Source organism: Devosia sp. A369 (genome assembly GCF_054489345.1).
In genome coordinates, this window is the sequence record NZ_JBTMWV010000005.1 from 81402 (window position 1) to 97458 (window position 16057).

17 protein-coding genes are annotated in these 16057 nt (G+C 64.1%); 9 read left to right on the forward strand and 8 right to left on the reverse strand.

What is annotated here, in order from left to right; all coding sequences use genetic code 11:
* The first annotated feature begins 220 nt into the window (after positions 1-220).
* Together ACX3OZ_RS08530 and ACX3OZ_RS08535 are read left to right on the forward strand one after the other, a co-directional pair.
* The gene (locus ACX3OZ_RS08530) at positions 221-2926 is read left to right on the forward strand and encodes an FtsK/SpoIIIE family DNA translocase (protein WP_459104273.1); all 2706 of its coding nucleotides are present in this window, start codon (positions 221-223) and stop codon (positions 2924-2926) included.
* A gap of 115 nt (positions 2927-3041) precedes the next feature.
* Complete coding sequence (locus ACX3OZ_RS08535) at positions 3042-3665, forward strand: LolA family protein (RefSeq protein WP_459094305.1); 624 nt, start codon at positions 3042-3044, stop codon at positions 3663-3665.
* 12 nt (positions 3666-3677) lie between these two features.
* Here ACX3OZ_RS08535 and ACX3OZ_RS08540 read toward each other — a convergent pair whose 3' ends face one another.
* A complete protein-coding gene (locus ACX3OZ_RS08540; RefSeq protein WP_459094306.1) occupies positions 3678-4487 on the reverse strand; it encodes an undecaprenyl-diphosphate phosphatase in 810 nt (269 codons plus the stop codon).
* 112 nt (positions 4488-4599) lie between these two features.
* Here ACX3OZ_RS08540 and ACX3OZ_RS08545 point away from each other — a divergent pair, with 112 nt between their 5' ends.
* From ACX3OZ_RS08545 to ACX3OZ_RS08560, 4 genes are all read left to right on the forward strand, one after another.
* Positions 4600-5277, forward strand: coding sequence for a glutathione S-transferase family protein (locus tag ACX3OZ_RS08545; protein ID WP_459094307.1), 678 nt, complete (start codon positions 4600-4602; stop codon positions 5275-5277).
* Positions 5278-5372: 95 nt separating this feature from the next.
* Positions 5373-6452: a tRNA epoxyqueuosine(34) reductase QueG gene (gene queG / locus ACX3OZ_RS08550; protein WP_459094792.1), complete on the forward strand. Its 1080-nt coding sequence runs from the start codon at positions 5373-5375 to the stop codon at positions 6450-6452.
* Positions 6449-7321, forward strand: coding sequence for an SDR family oxidoreductase (locus ACX3OZ_RS08555; protein WP_459094308.1), 873 nt, complete (start codon positions 6449-6451; stop codon positions 7319-7321). Before queG ends, ACX3OZ_RS08555 begins: the two co-directional genes overlap by 4 nt.
* Positions 7318-7974, forward strand: coding sequence for a GNAT family N-acetyltransferase (locus tag ACX3OZ_RS08560; RefSeq protein WP_459094309.1), 657 nt, complete (start codon positions 7318-7320; stop codon positions 7972-7974). Before ACX3OZ_RS08555 ends, ACX3OZ_RS08560 begins: the two co-directional genes overlap by 4 nt.
* On the opposite strand, the gene ACX3OZ_RS08565 is transcribed toward ACX3OZ_RS08560, so the two are convergent.
* Positions 7971-8747 carry an alpha/beta hydrolase gene (locus ACX3OZ_RS08565; RefSeq protein ID WP_459104274.1) on the reverse strand — a complete coding sequence of 259 codons (777 nt, stop codon included), beginning with the start codon at positions 8745-8747 and terminating at the stop codon, positions 7971-7973. The genes ACX3OZ_RS08560 and ACX3OZ_RS08565 overlap by 4 nt on opposite strands.
* A 184-nt stretch (positions 8748-8931) precedes the next feature.
* On the opposite strand from ACX3OZ_RS08565, the gene infC reads away from it, so the two are divergent.
* Entirely contained in the window at positions 8932-9468 is a 537-nt protein-coding gene (gene infC / locus ACX3OZ_RS08570) for a translation initiation factor IF-3 (protein WP_459094793.1), read from the forward strand.
* A 232-nt stretch (positions 9469-9700) separates the two neighbouring features.
* On the opposite strand, the gene ACX3OZ_RS08575 is transcribed toward infC, so the two are convergent.
* From ACX3OZ_RS08575 to irrA, 5 genes are all read right to left on the reverse strand, one after another.
* Positions 9701-10591, reverse strand: coding sequence for a ribokinase (locus tag ACX3OZ_RS08575; protein WP_459094311.1), 891 nt, complete (start codon positions 10589-10591; stop codon positions 9701-9703).
* Between the two features lie 20 nt (positions 10592-10611).
* On the reverse strand, positions 10612-11139 hold the full coding sequence (locus ACX3OZ_RS08580) for a DUF1697 domain-containing protein (RefSeq protein ID WP_459104275.1): 528 nt from the start codon (positions 11137-11139) through the stop codon (positions 10612-10614).
* The gene (locus ACX3OZ_RS08585; protein ID WP_459094313.1) at positions 11136-11732 is read right to left on the reverse strand and encodes a YdeI/OmpD-associated family protein; all 597 of its coding nucleotides are present in this window, start codon (positions 11730-11732) and stop codon (positions 11136-11138) included. The genes ACX3OZ_RS08580 and ACX3OZ_RS08585 overlap by 4 nt, the downstream gene beginning before the upstream one ends.
* Positions 11733-12569: an arylamine N-acetyltransferase family protein gene (locus ACX3OZ_RS08590; protein WP_459094314.1), complete on the reverse strand. Its 837-nt coding sequence runs from the start codon at positions 12567-12569 to the stop codon at positions 11733-11735. It abuts the gene before it with no gap.
* A gap of 129 nt (positions 12570-12698) precedes the next feature.
* On the reverse strand, positions 12699-13145 hold the full coding sequence (gene irrA, locus ACX3OZ_RS08595; RefSeq protein ID WP_459094315.1) for an iron response transcriptional regulator IrrA: 447 nt from the start codon (positions 13143-13145) through the stop codon (positions 12699-12701).
* A 186-nt stretch (positions 13146-13331) separates the two neighbouring features.
* Here irrA and fabA point away from each other — a divergent pair, with 186 nt between their 5' ends.
* Positions 13332-13865 carry a 3-hydroxyacyl-[acyl-carrier-protein] dehydratase FabA gene (fabA, locus tag ACX3OZ_RS08600; RefSeq protein WP_459094316.1) on the forward strand — a complete coding sequence of 178 codons (534 nt, stop codon included), beginning with the start codon at positions 13332-13334 and terminating at the stop codon, positions 13863-13865.
* An 84-nt stretch (positions 13866-13949) separates the two neighbouring features.
* The gene (fabB, locus tag ACX3OZ_RS08605; RefSeq protein ID WP_459094317.1) at positions 13950-15176 is read left to right on the forward strand and encodes a beta-ketoacyl-ACP synthase I; all 1227 of its coding nucleotides are present in this window, start codon (positions 13950-13952) and stop codon (positions 15174-15176) included.
* Between the two features lie 195 nt (positions 15177-15371).
* Here the strand turns inward: fabB and ACX3OZ_RS08610 are convergent, their stop codons facing one another.
* Complete coding sequence (locus tag ACX3OZ_RS08610; protein WP_459094794.1) at positions 15372-16028, reverse strand: HesA/MoeB/ThiF family protein; 657 nt, start codon at positions 16026-16028, stop codon at positions 15372-15374.
* Positions 16029-16057: the final 29 nt, after the last annotated feature.

A 16057-nucleotide genomic window follows, 5' to 3' on the forward strand; every position in this document is an offset into this window, starting at 1 on the left:
CGACGCCCCGAGGCGACGATCACCTCACTATTTTACTATCCATCGGGGCGGTTGCCGCCTCGGGGCTCCGCCTGTTCTGGTCGAAACCGCGCCTGGCGGCGCTTGTGCACGCGCCTGCCGCCCTCACAAATTCCCATGGTTAGCCTTGGGTTAACCCGCTCGGCTTAGATTGGCAGCAATTAGTGGGCCCGGTTTGTTCCGGGCAGTATTGAGTTCGCCCATGTCCAGCTCCCCCTCGCCAGTGCTCGATGAAATCCGCTCCGTGCCGCAGCGTTCGCGCGGCAGCGCCAAGGCTGTGCCGATGCCGCCGCCCGCGCTGGCCATTCGCATTCCGGTGCGCTTGGCCGGCTTCGTGCTGCTCGGGCTGGTGGCGGTGTGCCTCGTGGCGCTGGCCTCCTGGTCGGTCGACGATCCGAGTTTTTCCTATGCCACCGCCAAGTCGCCGGCCAATTGGCTGGGCTTTCCCGGCGCGGTGATCGCCGATTCGCTGTTCCAGGTGCTGGGACTGGCCGCTTTGCTGCTGCTGGTGCCGCCGGCCTTGTGGGGCTGGGCCTTTGCCCGCCGCCGCATGCCGACCCATCTCGGCATGCGCCTCACTGGCTGGGTTGCCGCGACGATACTGGGCGCGGGGGTATTGTCCTTTGTCGCCATGCCGGCCAGCTGGCCGCTGCCCACCGGGCTGGGCGGGTTGATCGGCAATGGCTTCACCATGCTGGCCACTTTGGTGGCCGGCGAAGCGCCGCAGGCGGTCACCGCCGTGCTGTTCGCCATCATCATCGCCATTCCGGCCATGGCCGCCTTCTGGATCGCCATGGGTCTGGGCAGCGCCGTGCCGACAGGTCCGAAAAAGCCGCTGGCCGCTGGCCGCAAGGGCGCTGCCGCCGCGCCGGAGGCCGATGAGCCCGAGACCAATCCGCTGGTCGATATCGTGCTCGGCGCGCTGGTCCATACCGGCTATTCGCTGCGCACCGCCTTCCGCCGCGCCCGCGAAAGCCATGCCGAACGCCGCGCTGCCGAAGCCGCGACCTGGCGCGACGATGAAGTCGAGCCGAGCATGGATGGCCAGGCCCCTGTCGTCGAACGCCGCGAGCCGTCGCTGACGCCGCGCCGCATCCACGCCCCGGTCGAGCCGGCCTTCGACGCCGCGCCCGCCATTTCGCCGCGCATCAATGCCCGCCCAAGCTATGACGATACCGAACTCGACTACCCTGAAGAGGTCGAGGACGACATTCCCTTCGTGCCCGACCTGCCGGTAAGCACGCCGACCAGCCATCAGCAGCGCGGCGATTCGCGTTTCCATCCGGTTGATCCGGCCAAGCCCCGCGTCGTTGCCGCGCCGGCGCCGCGCCCGGCTCCCGGCCAGCGCATGCTGCGCGAGGCGCAAAGCTCGTTCCTCGATGAGCCCGGTGGGTTCGAGCTGCCGCCGCTGAGCCTGCTCGCCACGCCGCACCATAATGGTCCGGCGCCCGAGCATGCGCCGGAGCGGCTGGAAGAAATGGCCCGCCAGCTTGAAGGCGTGCTGGAAGATTTCGGCGTCAAGGGCGACATCATCAATGTCCGCCCCGGCCCGGTGGTCACCCTGTTTGAACTCGAGCCGGCCCCCGGCATCAAGTCGAGCCGCGTGATTTCGCTGGCCGACGATATCGCCCGCTCGATGAGCGCGATTTCCGCCCGCGTCGCCGTGGTGCCGGGGCGCAATGCCATCGGTATCGAACTGCCCAACCAGAATCGCGAAACCGTCTATTTCCGCGAAATGCTGGCCAGCTCCGATTTCGAGAAGATGAAGGGCAAGCTCCCCATCTGCCTCGGCAAGACCATTGGCGGCGAGCCGGTGATCGCTGACCTCGCCCGCATGCCCCACTTGCTGATCGCCGGCACCACCGGCTCGGGCAAGTCGGTGGGTATCAACACCTTCATTCTGTCGCTGCTCTACCAGATGACGCCCGAGCAGTGCCGCATGATCATGATCGACCCGAAAATGCTGGAACTCAGCATTTACGACGGCATTCCCCATCTGCTGACCCCGGTGGTCACCGATCCGCAAAAGGCGGTGGTGGCGCTGAAATGGGCCGTGCGCGAGATGGAAGATCGCTATCGCAAGATGAGCAAGATCGGTGTGCGTAACATCGACGGCTTCAACCAGCGCGTCACCGAATCCAAAGCCAAGGGCGAAGTCATCACCCGCACGGTGCAGACCGGCTTTGACCGCGAAACCGGCGAGGCGATCTTTGAGAGCGAAGAATTCGATCTCGAGCCCTTGCCCTATATCGTGGTCATCGTCGACGAAATGGCCGATCTGATGATGGTGGCCGGCAAGGACATCGAAGGCGCCATCCAGCGCCTCGCCCAGATGGCCCGTGCCGCCGGCATCCATATCATCACCGCCACCCAGCGCCCGTCGGTCGACGTCATCACCGGCACCATCAAGGCCAACTTCCCCACCCGCATCTCCTTCATGGTGACGTCCAAGATCGACTCGCGCACCATTCTGGGCGAGCAGGGCGCCGAGCAGCTGCTGGGCAATGGCGACATGCTCTACATGGCCAGCGGTGGCCGCACCAAGCGCCTGCACGGCCCCTTCGTCTCGGACGCCGAAGTCGAAGCCGTGGTGGCCCATCTCAAGAGCCAGGGCTCGCCCGACTATCTCGATTCCATCACCGAGGAAGACGGTGAAGGTGGCGAGTTCGGCGGCGAAGGCGCGGCGGGCGGTGACGATTATGCCGGCTCGGGCGACGAGCTCTACGACAAGGCCGTCCATATCGTGCTCACCGACAAGAAGGCCTCCACCTCCTATGTGCAGCGCCGTCTGGCCATCGGCTACAACAAGGCGGCAACGCTGATCGAACGCATGGAACGCGAGGGGCTGATCTCCCAGGCCAACCATGCCGGCAAGCGCGAGATTCTGGTGGGGTCGGACCCCTATTAACAGTCGGCGCTACTGACGCAGACGTGACAGCATGCGGCAACGGGCGGAACCACCTGTTGCCGTAATTGCTTTCTAGGTTAGCCTTACCGTGATTGTCAGCCAGGGACCTCTATTCATGATTCGCCGCGATGCCTTGCTGCTTGGCCTGTCCGCCGCCTTTGCCCTCACTGTGCCGGCCTGGGCGCTCGACCGGGCGCTGACGCCCGAGGAACAGCAACTCATCGCCAATATCGGCGCGCATAATTCGGCCATCCGCACCATGGTCGGTCGCTTCCTGCAGATCGACACCAATGGCGGGCGCACCGAGGGCACGTTCTTTCTCGAACGCCCCAACAAGATCGCCTTCCGCTACGCGCCGCCCAGCCGCGAGGAAATCGTCTCCGTCGGCAAGGGCTTTTACGTGCTCAACCGGCGCGACGAGACCTATTACGCCTATCCGCAGGATTCGATCCCGCTGCGCCAGTTCCTCGGCGACAAGATCGACCTGCTCAATGCCAATGTGATCGGCGTCACCAATTCCGATGGCTATCTGTCGATCACGGTGATCGACGAAACCGTGGCCGGCACGGTGCAGGTGTCGCTGATTTTCGACACCGATTCGCTGGAGCTGGTGCAGTGGAGCCTGGTCGAGCCAAGCGGAGCCGAACTGACCTTCTCGCTCTATGACGTGGAAAAGGACGTGGAAATTCCACGCGCCTTCTTCTCCATCCCGGCGACCTACAAGCCGCTCGAGCAATAGGGCGGTTTCGCCCTAGCCCCAGATCAGCAGCGCGATCATGCCGGCGGCGCCGACGATAATGCGCCACCAGGCAAATGGGGTGAAACCGTATTTGCTGACGAAATCGAGCAGGTAGCGCACCACCAGTGCCCCCACCACGAAGGCGGCGGCAAAGCCGATGCCGACGCTGAGCGCCAGATCGGGATCGATCAGCTCGCGGCTTTTATAGAGATCATAGCCAAAGGCGCCGATCATGATCGGCAGGGCGATGAAGAAGGTGAATTCGGCCGCCGCGCGCTTGCTGGCGCCAAACAGCATGGCCCCGACCACAGTGGCGCCCGAGCGCGACACACCCGGCACCAGGCTGAGCATCTGGAACAGCCCGATGATCAGCGCCAGATGCCAGGGGAACTGGTAAATATCGTCATATTTGGTTTCGAGCTTCAATCGGTCGACCAGCAACAGGATAATGCCGCCGACCAAAAGCGTGCTGCAGATCAGCCAGGCCGAGTTCCACAGATCGCCCTGAATGAAGTCGCGCAGCAGCACCCCGACCACCACCGCCGGCAGGCAGGCGAGAATCACCGCCAGCGCGAATTGCCAGGCATAGGGCTTGCCGGTCAGCGCATCGGCGATCAGCCGGCCCAGTTTGGCGAAATAGACGGTGATAACTGCCAGGATCGCGCCGAGCTGAATCAGCACGATAAAGGTCGCCGGTTGGCTCAATCCGAAGAAATGACCAGCCAATAGCAGGTGCCCGGTGGAGCTGACGGGCAGGAATTCGGTAAGCCCTTCGAGGATTCCCAGGATCAGCGGCACAAAAAGACCTTGATCGACGTTCATCTGATCCCCTAACTCGTTTCCAGGGCCGCAGTGGCCGATCCTCTTAGCTCTGTTCGCACTATGCGCCAAGGCGGGGAACGGCAAACGGGCCGGTTGTAACCAGAGCGTGTAAATGCCGAGCCTTATCCACCATCCCCTCGACCCGTCCTCGCGCCTCATCCGCCTGATGTGCGCCGAATATGGCGTGCCGCTGGACATGGAAGAGATCAAGCCCTGGCTGCGCGACGAGCAATTGCTGGAAATCAATCCGGCCGCCACCCTGCCGATCCTGATCGGCGAAGGCGACCAGCCCATCGTCGGCATTCTGGCCACCATCCACACTGTGGAAGACCTCTATACGCCCAGCGCCGTGGCCGGGCTGATCCCGGCTGATCCGGGGCCGCGCGCCGAGATGTGGCGGATGATCGAATGGGTTATCGTCAAGCTCAACGAGGAAGTGACGCGCTACGTGCTCGAGGAAAAGATCGTCAAGCGCGACCAGCGCGGGGCGACGCCCGATCCGGCCGTGCTGCGCGTGGCTAAGGCCAATCTCAATGAGCATATGCTGTATTTCAACTGGCTGTTCGCCACCCGCGCCTGGCTGACCGGCGATACCATGACGCTGGCCGATTTCGCGCTGGCGGCGCATTTGTCGACGCTGGACTACCTCGGCGATATCGACTGGGACAAGGCCGGGGAAACCCGCGACTGGTATTCCCGCATTAAATCCCGGCCGGCCTTCCGCACCCTGCTCAATGACCGCGTCGTCGCCATGCCGCCGCAAAAGGGCTATGCCGATCTCGACTTTTGAACGCCAGATTTATCCACGCCACGCCAAAATGCAGTAGCTTGAGCATCGTGGCCCAAAATACCGAAAAACTCGTCGCCGAACTGCGGGCCCGCGCCATGGCGCTGGGCTTTGAAAGTTTTGGCATTGCCCCGGCCGATGCACGCCCCGACCTGCCGGAAAAACTGAACGCCGCACTGGCGGCCGGCTGGCATGGCGACATGGCGTGGATGGAAGAGACGGCGGAGCGCCGGGCCAGCCCACGAAACATGTGGCCCGAGGCGAAGTCGGTGATCCTGCTCGGTCTCAATTACGGCCCCGAAAGCGATCCACTGGCCATTCTGGGCGAAAAATCGCTTGGCACCATTTCGGTCTATGCCCGCAATCGCGACTATCATGAGATCATCAAAGGCAAGCTCAAGGAATTGGCAGGGCTGCTGGCGCGGCGCTCCGGCGCCGAGGTCAAAGTCTTCGTCGATACTGCGCCGCTGATGGAAAAGCCGCTGGCCGAGGCGGCAGGGCTGGGCTGGCAGGGCAAGCATTCGGTGCTGGTCAGCCGCGATTTCGGTTCCTGGCTGTTTCTGGGGGCCATCCTCACCTCGGCGGAGCTGCCCGCAGACAAGCCGCATGCCGAAAGCTGCGGCTCATGTACCCGCTGCCTCGATATCTGCCCCACCAAGGCCTTCCCCGCGCCGTTCCAGCTCGATGCGCGGCGGTGTCTGGCCTATCTGTCGGTGGAGCATAAGGGCCAGATCCCCTTGGAGTTCCGGGTGCCGATGGGCAATCGCATCTATGGCTGCGATGATTGCCTGGCGGTCTGCCCATGGAACAAATTTGCCTCGGTGAGCCGGGAAGCGCGGCTGCGGGCGCGCGAGGAACTGGAGCGGCCGCGGCTGGCCGATCTGGCGCAATTGGATGATGCCGGGTTCCGCGTGCTGTTTGCCGGCTCGCCAATCAAGCGCATTGGCCATGGCCGATTTTTGCGCAACGTCTTGATCGCCATCGGCAATTCAGGCGATGTGGCATTGAGCAAACTGGCCGAAGCGCGGCTGGAGCATGATGATCCGCTGGTGCGTGGGGCGGCGATCTGGGCGCTGCGGCGGCTGGTGCCGGCGCGGGCCGAGGCGCTGCGACCAAGCCAACTGGCGCGGGAAAGCGACAGCGCGGTAGCGGCGGAGTGGGACGGGGATATCGGATGAAGTGTTTTGTATTTGGGTTGGGCTATTCGTCACAAGCGGCAGTGGATGCGCTGCGCCAGATAGACCCCAGCGTCACTGTCGACGGCACCGTGCGCAGCGCCGACAAGGCGAGCATGCTGGGCCAGCAGGGCATCGGTACCTATCTGTTCGACGGCACTGCGCCGGGCGTCACACTCGGCCCAGCATTGCGCCGCGCCAGCCATGTGATCCTCTCCATCGCCCCCGACGAAGCGGGTGACCCGGCATTGCTGCAGCACCGGGCCGATCTCGATGCCGCACCGGACCTCGAATGGCTCTGCTATTATTCCACCGTCGGGGTCTATGGCGATTTCGGCGGCGCCTGGATCGACGAGTCAGCGCCGCTGGTGCCGCGCAATGCCCGCAGCGACCGCCGGGTGCTGGCTGAGCAGGCGTGGCGCGATTATGCCCAGGCGCGGGGCGTGAAACTGACGATTTTGCGGCTGGCCGGGATTTACGGACCGGGCCGCTCGACCTTCGACAAGCTGCGCGATGGCACCTCGCGGCCCATCGCCAAGCCCGGCCAGGTGTTCAACCGCATCCATGTTGCCGATATCGGTCGGGTGACGGCGCTGGCCGCGGCCGCGCGGCTCGATGGCACGTTCAATCTGGCCGATGACGAGCCGGCGCCGCCGCAGCAGGTGATCGCCCATGCCGCTGATGTGCTGGGCGTGCCCCAGCCACCGGTGCTGGATTATGCCACGGCCGAACTGACACCGATGCAGCGCAGCTTTTATGCCGACAACAAGCGCGTCTCCAATGCCGCCATCAAGCAGGCGCTGGGGATCGAGCTGCTCTATCCCGATTATCGCGCCGGACTGGGCGCCATCCTCAAGGAGACGCGGCCATGACCGCCCCGCAACCGGCCAAATCCGCGCCGCCGCACTCTACCCTTGAAGGCCGTTACGCCCGGCTCGAACCCCTCGGGTCCCAGCATGCTGCCGGGCTCTATGCCGCTTCGATCGGCGCGGGGGTGCCCGAGCGCTATCGCTGGCTCTATGGCGAAGCGCCGCAAAGTGTCGAAGAGGTCGGCGCCTGGATCGATGAGACCAATGCCGGACCCGACCGCTATGTCGCGGTGATCGACAAGGCTACGGGCAAGACTTTGGGTCGGCAGGGCTGGATGCGGATTTTCCCCGAGCACGCCTCCATCGAAATCGGCGGCGTCTATTGGGGGCCGGCCATGGCCAGGACGCGTCTCGCCACCGAGGCACTGTATCTGTTCGCCCGCCACGCCTTCGATGATCTGGGTTATCGGCGTTTCGAGTGGAAATGCAATGCCCGCAACGAAGCCTCCAAAGCGGCGGCGCTGCGGTTTGGTTTTCAATTCGAGGGCGTGTTTCGGCAGGACCGCATCGTCAAGGGCGAGAGCCGCGACACTGCCTGGTTCTCCATCATCGATGGCGAATGGCCGGCGCTGCAGGCCGAATATGAACGCTGGCTGAGCCCGGACAATTTCGGGGTGGATGGCGTGCAGCGCACCAAGCTGGTGCTGCGCGACTAAGCCTCCACCAGCCGCAGCACCGCGTCCTGCATCCGTTCCAGATCTTCATCGCGGCTCAGCCGGTGGTCCCCGTCGGGGATCAGCGTCAACGTCACCGGGTCGTGCAGCATGTGGGTGACGAGGCGAATGGCGTGGGCCTGGGGCACGTCGGGATCTTGCCCGCCTTGCAGAATCGTCACCGGGCAGCCGGTTTCGATGACGCCGCCAAACAGCAGATGGTTGGCGCCATCCTCGATCAGCGCCCGGGTTATGCGGTAAGGCGTGTCGGAATAGGCGCTGGGCTGGTCGACATAGCCGTTATTCTGCAGCGATTCGTGCTCGGCCGGGGTGAAGTCGGGCAGCATCAGCTCATGGGTCATGTCGGGCGCCGGGGCGATCAACACCACGCCATGCGCCTTGCTGCCACGCGCCAGCAGCGCCCTTGCCAGCAGCAGCGCCAGCCAGCCGCCCATCGAGGAGCCGACGATGATATGCGGGCCGCTGGTGGTGGCCAGCACCGCCTCGGCTTCTTCGAGCCAGCGACTGATGGTGCCGTGGTTGAAGTCGCCGCCGGAGATGCCGTGGCCGGAATAATCGAAGCGGGTGACGGCAAGGCCGTGTTGGGCCCCGAGCGCGTCGAGCGCCAGCGCTTTGCTGCCAGCCATGTCGGAGCGAAAGCCGCCCAGCCAGAACAGGCCCGGTCCGCGCCCGTCGCGCTGCTCGACGGCAATGTCGCGCGCGGCGGCGCCGGTGCCGACGGGGATGCGGAAGCTGCGGATCTGTGCTATAGACATGGGGAAGATTTCCCTCTCACGGAAATGAATCGTTAGCCGTGCCGATCGGGCGTGGCAATCGCGGCGTTTGCGTGGCGCAACAGGCCAGAAATTCTGGTAGTTTGCCAGTTGACTTATCGCCCGCGTAACACGATTTTATGCCCGAAATCACCCGCTTGGCTTAATAACACAAGGATCGTTTGCCATTCGTCGTCCCATGAGACAAGTCGCGCCCCAGAAAGATGGGCCGCCTGCCAATGAAGATATCACCAGCGCCGATGTCCAGCTCATCGATGCTGAAGGTGAGAATCGCGGGATCGTCAATACCCGCGCCGCTCTTGCTGAGGCTCAGGAGCAGGGGCTCGACCTCGTCCTGATTTCGCCCAACGCCGTCCCGCCGGTTGCCAAGATGCTCGATCTCGGCCGCTACAAATATGCGGCGCAGAAAAAAGCGGCAGAGACCCGCAAGAAGCAGAAGGTAATCGAGGTCAAGGAAGTCCAGTTGCGCCCCAATGTCGGCACGCACGACTACGAGACCAAGATGAAGGCTGTAGAGCGCTTCCTTGACGAGGGCGACCGCGTCAAGGTCACCATGCGTTTCCGCGGCCGCGAAATGGCGCACCAGGAACTGGGCATGCAATTGCTCGTCAAGGTGAAGGAACAGATGGACGCCATCGCCAAGGTGGAAAGCCAGCCACGTTCCGAAGGCCGTCAGATGGTCATGGTGCTGGCGCCCAAATAAGGGCGGCAGCAGCAGGATGAATTGAAAAGGGCAGGTCCGGTCGGGCCTGCCCTTTTTGTTGGGGATTGGCCCGAATATCGGGGCTCTCCGCCACCCCCTCCTAGCCTCCCCCGTCAAGGGGGAGGTATCAGATCGAGTTGGGGCAGCGATCGGGTCACAACCACAAAGCCGACACCTCCCCCATGATGGGGGAGGTTGGGAGGGGGTGGAGCAACGGGCGCGGAGCTAAGCCCTAGAGCGCCGCTGCGACCGCGTCGCTGCGTGGAATGGCCGGCTGCGCGCCGGGGTTGAGACACGCCAGGCTCGCGGCGACCGCAGCGCGCTTCATGGCGGCTTCGAGGTCGAGCCCGGCGTCGAGCCCGGCGGCGAGATAGCCGCAAAACGTGTCGCCGGCCCCCACGGTGTCGACCGGCTTGACTGGCAGGGCCGGCACCGAGATGGTCTGGCCTGCGGCCGTGACGGCGCGGGCGCCATCGCCGCCCAGAGTGACGATGACGGTCTGGCTGTGCTGGCGGGCCCAATCCGCCATGGCCTTGTCGAGTTCGCTGATGTCGCTGCCGGTCAGCAGGGCAAATTCGGTTTCATTGGCGATCAGGATCGCGGCCTGCGGCGCCAGTGCGGCGGTGCTGTCGAGGAAAGGCGCGGTGTTGAGGATGGAGGTGATGCCCTGGGCGCGCGCCAGCTCCAGCGCCCGCGCAGTGGCGGCCTGCGGGATTTCCTGCTGCACCAGCAACACTCCGCCGCTCTGCCCGACCAGCGCCGCATCGGCGTCTTCGGGCGTCACCTGGCCATTGGCGCCGGGCAGCACGGCGATGACGTTTTCGCCCTTGGTGTCGACAAAGATCATGGCAATGCCGGTGGGGCCGTCGACGACGCGCACCGCGCTGAGATTCACCCCATCGGCCTTGAGCAGTTCCAGCGCCAGACCGGCAAAGGCATCATCGCCCACGGCCGACACATGGCGCACTTCGGCTCCGGCGCGGCGGGCGGCCAGCGCCTGATTGGCGCCCTTGCCCCCGGCCGCCATGGAGAAGGTGCCGCCGGCGACGGTTTCGCCCGGCTTGGGCAAACGGCTGACGGTGCCGACCTGATCGAGATTGGTCGAGCCGAAAACGGTGATCATGCAGGAGCCTCCCAGACGCTTTATGCGGCGGCTTTTACCACGGTATTGAAATTGCGCGAGGTCCAGAGGCGCTTGTTGCCAAAATGCTTCCAGATCTGCTCCATGCCCGCGCCGAAACGGCCATTGGGCATACGGAACGCCAGGATGAACACTTCGTCGTCGGTGAGCTGCACCACCTCGTAGTCGCCCGCTATGGCATTGGGCATGGGCAGGGTTTTGGCGGATTTGTCTGCGAGGAAGGTGACGTAGAGCTTGGTGTCGTGATCTTCCTTGCGGCCCTTGAACGGGTCAGCGGCCAGCAGCGCGCGGATCTCGTCCTGGGTGCGCAACACCGTGCCGATAGGGAAGCCGAAGCTTGCGGCGAGGGCGTCCTCGATCGCCTTCTGGCCGACGGCTGCGGGCGCAGCATCGAACAGCACATTGCCGCTGGCCAGGATGGTTTTGACATTGGCAAAGCCCATCGCCTCGAAAGCGGCTTTGAGATCGGCGCTCTTGACCTGGCGCTGGCCCAGATTGACCCCGCGCAGCAAAGCCAGGTGGCGGATCATTTCGCCGGGCCCTGCGGATAGATGGTTTCGCCACGCGCCAGCATCTCGACAAAGGCCGCAATCTTTTTGGCGCGGCCAGCGGGCGTCTTGAGGCTGTGGACGCGAAAGGTCAGGGCGAAGCGGTTTTGGGCGCTGAGCGTATCATAGCGTGCCTTGGCCGCAGGATTGGCGGTGATGGCAGCGAGCAGGTCGACCGGCGCCTCCATGGTGGTGGCATAGGCGGCGTCCCAGCGCCCGTCGGCTTTGGCGGCATCGACATGGCGCAGGCCATGCGCGGTCATTTTGCCCTCTTGCACCAGCCGGGCGACATTGTCGCGATTGACCTGGCTCCACAGGCTCTTGGGCTTGCGTGTGGTATAGCGCTGGACGAAGGAAATCTCGTCCCAGCCCTTGCGGATGGCGTCGATCCAGCCCCAGCAAAGCACTACGTCGATGGCTTCCACCGCCGTGATGCTCTGGTGGCCGCTGGCCTTTTTGAAGATGCGGATCCACACCTCGTCGGCGCTGTCGTGATGGGAGGCGAGCCAGTCGTAAAACGCCGCCTTGCTGGTGAATTCCCTGATTTTGGCCGGGTCGACGACGACCGGGGCCATTCAGTCCACCGCCACGCCGGCCGTGGCGAGGATGGATTCGAGCTTCGGGTCGAGCAGCTCGCTGGCGGGCAGATGAATGCCGAAAATATTGGTCAGCACCTCGCGCAGTTCGGCGACGCTGGTCAGGTGGCGGGTTTCCGAGGGCTGGCCCAGCACATGGGTGGTCAACCGGTTATCTCTGAGCGCCAGCCGCTTGCCGGGCGGGGTCAGGGCGACGCGCAGTTCCTTGCGGAAGCCCGATTCGGGATCGGTGGAGAGAAAAATATTGGACGCGGCGTAATCGGCGGACTGCCGCTCGGCGGTGTCGAATTGGTAGAGCGCGCGCCATTCATCGCCCAGCTTGGCTTCGAGCCGCCACTCGGGATCGCCGCCGGTGAGGCGGAAGGCCTCGTGCGGGGTGGCCTGCTCGACATCAGCCTTGAGCCGCAGCGGACCAGTCAGCGTCATGCCGCCAAAGCCGACATCGGCAATATAGGTGACGCCGCTGATGTCGACGGCCAGCAGCATATGGGTCGCTGGTCTGTCGGTGGCATCGGGGTCGTTCCACAGCACCCGCGCCGCCAGTCCGCGCACAGTGAAGTCGAGTTCGCGCAGCACCGCCTGCAGCAGGAGATTGTGCTCGTAGCAATAGCCGCCGCGCCGGTCGGTCAGCAGCTTCTTGACGATGGCAGCCAGATCGAGATTGACCGGCAGGCCGAGCAGGGGATTGAAATTTTCAAAGGCGATGGCTGCGGGGTGCAGCGCGTGGATCGCCTCAAGTGTCGCCAAGGTCGGGGCGATGGAGCCGGCAAAGCCGATTCGGTCGAAATAGGCTTTGAGATTGACCTTTTGGCTCATGAGCCACCCCTGCCGCTGTTTTCGTTCGGCGTGCAATATGGTCGATGCGTGGGGCGCTGTCACCGGCACCGAATGCAATTTCGTCGCGCCGGGGGGCTGGACGCGCCAAATATCGGCTCGCTGAAAGTGTCAGGCCTGCGCCTTGCGCACCCGGATCACCACGTCGACATGGCTCACCACCATGCCCTTGGGGGCGTCGGGCAGGGCCAGGAACTGGACCGAGGCGGCAGGAATATCGATCATCCGCTGCTCATCTTCCACGAAGAAGTGATGATGATCGGAAGTATCGGTATCGAAATAGGAGCGCGAGGCATCCACGGCGACTTCGCGCAACAGTCCGGCTTCATGGAACTGATGCAGCGTATTATAGATTGTCGCCAGCGAGACATTGACCCGGGCGTCGGAAGCTTCGCCATGCAACTGCTCGGCGCTGACGTGACGATGCGGGCCGCCAAACAGCAGTTCGGCAAGCGCCACGCGCTGACGGGTCGGGCGAAGACCGGCCATGCGCAGGACCGCCGTGAGGCAGGGCTTGCGCGATGGATGCGACCGGACGGTCTGGGAGCGATCTGTCATGGGGTCCTTGGAAACGAAAAAGGGCCGGGAATTGCTGGCTTCCTTATAGCCACGGCAGGGTATTCATACAAGTCGCAGGGGCGCGGCGGGCCTCTGGCGGCGCGATCTGGCGAACCGGGGCTGACTTGACCCCCCTTGCGCGCGTCTATACGAGACAAAACAACAGGGTTAACCGGGGTAACAAGCATGGCCGAGCGGCAGAATGCATTTGGGTATGAAGAGCTGCTGGCCCATGGTCGTGGCGAATTGCCCGGTCAGGGCGACGCCCGTCTTCCCGCCCCGCCCATGCTGATGTTCGACCGCATCACCCAGATCGATGAAACCGGCGGCGCCTTTGGCCGTGGCCAGGTGCGGGCCGAACTCGATGTAAACCCCGATCTGTGGTTCTTCAAATGCCACTTCATCGGCGACCCGGTGATGCCAGGCTGCCTCGGGCTCGACGCGGTGTGGCAGATGACCGGCTTTTTCCTGAGCTGGATCGGCCAGCCCGGCAAGGGGCGCGCTTTGGGTGGCGAGATCAAGTTTACCGGCCAGGTGACGGACGACGTCAAGCTGGTGGAATATGGCATCGACCTCAAGCGGGTCATGAAGTCCCGCCTGACGCTGGGCATTGCCGACGGCTGGGTCAAGGCTGACGGCAAGATCATCTATGAAGCCAAGGATTTGCGCGTCGGGCTGTTTACCGATGCCCAGCTGCATGACCAGAAGGCCAGTGCCTGACCGGCCTTAATGCCGGACCTTTTCCGACCATAATGCGGCGCCGGCCCTAAAGTGCGCCCATACAAGAGCATAAGCGAGGACACGATGAGACGAGTTGTCGTCACCGGCATGGGTATCATTTCCTCGATCGGCAATTCGCTCGACGAGGTCACGGCCAGCCTGCGCGCCGCCAAGCCCGGCATTGTTGCCGCGCCGGACTATGCCGAGCTGGGTTTCCGCAGCCAGGTCAAGGGCGATCCCGGCCTCGACCCGTTTGAAATCCTCGACCGCCGCGTCACCCGCTTCATGGGCAAGGGCGCGGCGTGGAACTATCTGGCAATGCAGCAGGCGATTGCCGATGCGGGGCTGGAAGAGAGCGACATCTCTAACCCGATGACCGGCATCGTCATGGGTTCGGGCGGCGCCTCCACCCGCACCATCGTCGAAGCCGCCGACATCACCCGCAAAAATCTCAGCCCCAAGCGCATCGGGCCGCTGGCCGTGCCCAAGGCGATGGGGTCCACGGCCTCGGCGACTTTGGCCACGCCCTTCGGCATCAAGGGCATCAATTACACCATCACCGCCGCCTGCGCGACGTCCAAGCATTGCATCGGCAATGCCATGGAACAGATCATGATGGGCAAGCAGGACATCGTCTTCGCCGGTGGTCACGAAGACCTCGACTGGACCCTGAGCGATTTGTTCGACGCCATGGGCGCGATGAGCTCGCGCTATAACGACACGCCTGCCGTGGCCTCGCGTTGCTACGACGCCAATCGCGACGGCTTTGTCATTTCCGGCGGCGCCGGGGTGCTGGTGCTGGAAGAATATGAGCACGCCAAGGCGCGCGGCGCCAAGATCTGGGCCGAGCTGATCGGCTATGGCGCTACCTCGGACGGGCTCGACATGGTCGCTCCCTCGGGTGAAGGCGCCGAGCGCTGCATGCGCATGGCGCTCAAGAACGTCAAGCAGAAGGTCGACTATATCAACCCGCACGCCACTTCCACGCCGGTCGGTGACCTGCGTGAAATCGAGGCGATCCGCGCGCTGTTCGGCAATGAAGACAACTGCCCGCCGATCTCGGCCACCAAGTCGCTGACCGGCCACAGCCAGGGCGCCACCGGCGTGCATGAATCGATCTATTCCATTTTGATGATGAAGCACCGCTTCATCGCCGAAAGCGCCAATATCGAAACGTTGGACCCAGCCTTCGAAGACATGAACATCCTGCGCCAGCGCCGCGACAATGTGGATCTGGGCGTGGTGCTGAGCAACTCCTTCGGCTTCGGCGGCACCAACGCCGCGCTGGTGTTCAAGCACCCTGACGCCTAATGCCGAATTGGCGCGGGTGACGATCCTATCCGCGATGTCATCCCGGCCTTGAGCCGGGACCCATCCTGAGATGCTGGTCGTGACACGGTGGGTGGCGGAGCGACCTTGCGGCTGTTGGGCGATCTCGAGATGAGCCCCGGCTCAAGGCCGGAGTGACGTCGAGGGTGTGGGTGCGACGGCGCAAGCCAGCAGCCCCTAATACGAAAACTCCGAAAACCGGCCGCCCTTGCTGTCATAGGTCAGCAGGCGCCCGATCAGTGGCTCGCCGATGCCGGTGAGCAGCTTGATGGCTTCCATGGCCATCAGCGTGCCGATAACGCCCGTCAGCGGCCCCAGAATGCCGGTGGCTTCGCAACTGGGCAGGTCGGCATCGTCGGCTTCGGCAGGATAGATATCGTCGAAGCGCGGGCCGCCCGGCGCGAAGATGGTGACCTGGCCGTCAAACATCGAGACAGCGCCGGAAACCAGCGGTAGCCCCAGGGCCTCGGCGGCAGCGGCCGTGATACGGCGGGTGGCGAGATTGTCAGTGCCGTCCAGCACCAGCGCATAATCGGCGAAAATGGCCGGGGCATTGTCAGGCGTCAGCCTAAGGCTGTGCGGCACGATCTGCACATGCGGATTGAGCGCGGCAGCAAATTCCGCGGCGCTCGCCACCTTGGCTTTGCCGATGCTGGCAGTGGTGTGCAGCACCTGCCGCTGCAGATTGGACAGCGAGACCTCGTCATCGTCGATAATGCCTATGGTGCCGATGCCGGAAGCCGCCAGATAGGCGATGACCGGACTGCCCAGCCCGCCGGCGCCGACCACCAGCACCCGCGCCGCCTTCAGCGCCTGCTGCCCGGCCCCGCCCATGCCCTTGAGCACCAGATGGCGCGAATAGC

Excerpts from the sequence above, each read along its gene's own strand:
- ACX3OZ_RS08530 (WP_459104273.1), top strand. The coding sequence starts at position 221 with ATGTCCAGCTCCCCCTCGCCAGTGCTCGATGAAATCCGCTCCGTGCCG.
- ACX3OZ_RS08535 (WP_459094305.1), top strand. The coding sequence starts at position 3,042 with ATGATTCGCCGCGATGCCTTGCTGCTTGGCCTGTCCGCCGCCTTTGCC.
- ACX3OZ_RS08540 (WP_459094306.1), bottom strand. The coding sequence starts at position 4,487 with ATGAACGTCGATCAAGGTCTTTTTGTGCCGCTGATCCTGGGAATCCTC.
- ACX3OZ_RS08545 (WP_459094307.1), top strand. The coding sequence starts at position 4,600 with ATGCCGAGCCTTATCCACCATCCCCTCGACCCGTCCTCGCGCCTCATC.
- queG (WP_459094792.1), top strand. The coding sequence starts at position 5,373 with ATGGCGCTGGGCTTTGAAAGTTTTGGCATTGCCCCGGCCGATGCACGC.
- ACX3OZ_RS08555 (WP_459094308.1), top strand. The coding sequence starts at position 6,449 with ATGAAGTGTTTTGTATTTGGGTTGGGCTATTCGTCACAAGCGGCAGTG.
- ACX3OZ_RS08560 (WP_459094309.1), top strand. The coding sequence starts at position 7,318 with ATGACCGCCCCGCAACCGGCCAAATCCGCGCCGCCGCACTCTACCCTT.
- ACX3OZ_RS08565 (WP_459104274.1), bottom strand. The coding sequence starts at position 8,747 with ATGTCTATAGCACAGATCCGCAGCTTCCGCATCCCCGTCGGCACCGGC.
- ACX3OZ_RS08575 (WP_459094311.1), bottom strand. The coding sequence starts at position 10,591 with ATGATCACCGTTTTCGGCTCGACCAATCTCGATCAGGTCGGCACCGTC.
- ACX3OZ_RS08580 (WP_459104275.1), bottom strand. The coding sequence starts at position 11,139 with ATGATCCGCCACCTGGCTTTGCTGCGCGGGGTCAATCTGGGCCAGCGC.
- ACX3OZ_RS08585 (WP_459094313.1), bottom strand. The coding sequence starts at position 11,732 with ATGGCCCCGGTCGTCGTCGACCCGGCCAAAATCAGGGAATTCACCAGC.
- ACX3OZ_RS08590 (WP_459094314.1), bottom strand. The coding sequence starts at position 12,569 with ATGAGCCAAAAGGTCAATCTCAAAGCCTATTTCGACCGAATCGGCTTT.
- irrA (WP_459094315.1), bottom strand. The coding sequence starts at position 13,145 with ATGACAGATCGCTCCCAGACCGTCCGGTCGCATCCATCGCGCAAGCCC.
- fabA (WP_459094316.1), top strand. The coding sequence starts at position 13,332 with ATGGCCGAGCGGCAGAATGCATTTGGGTATGAAGAGCTGCTGGCCCAT.
- fabB (WP_459094317.1), top strand. The coding sequence starts at position 13,950 with ATGAGACGAGTTGTCGTCACCGGCATGGGTATCATTTCCTCGATCGGC.
- ACX3OZ_RS08610 (WP_459094794.1), bottom strand. The coding sequence starts at position 16,028 with ATGGGCGGGGCCGGGCAGCAGGCGCTGAAGGCGGCGCGGGTGCTGGTG.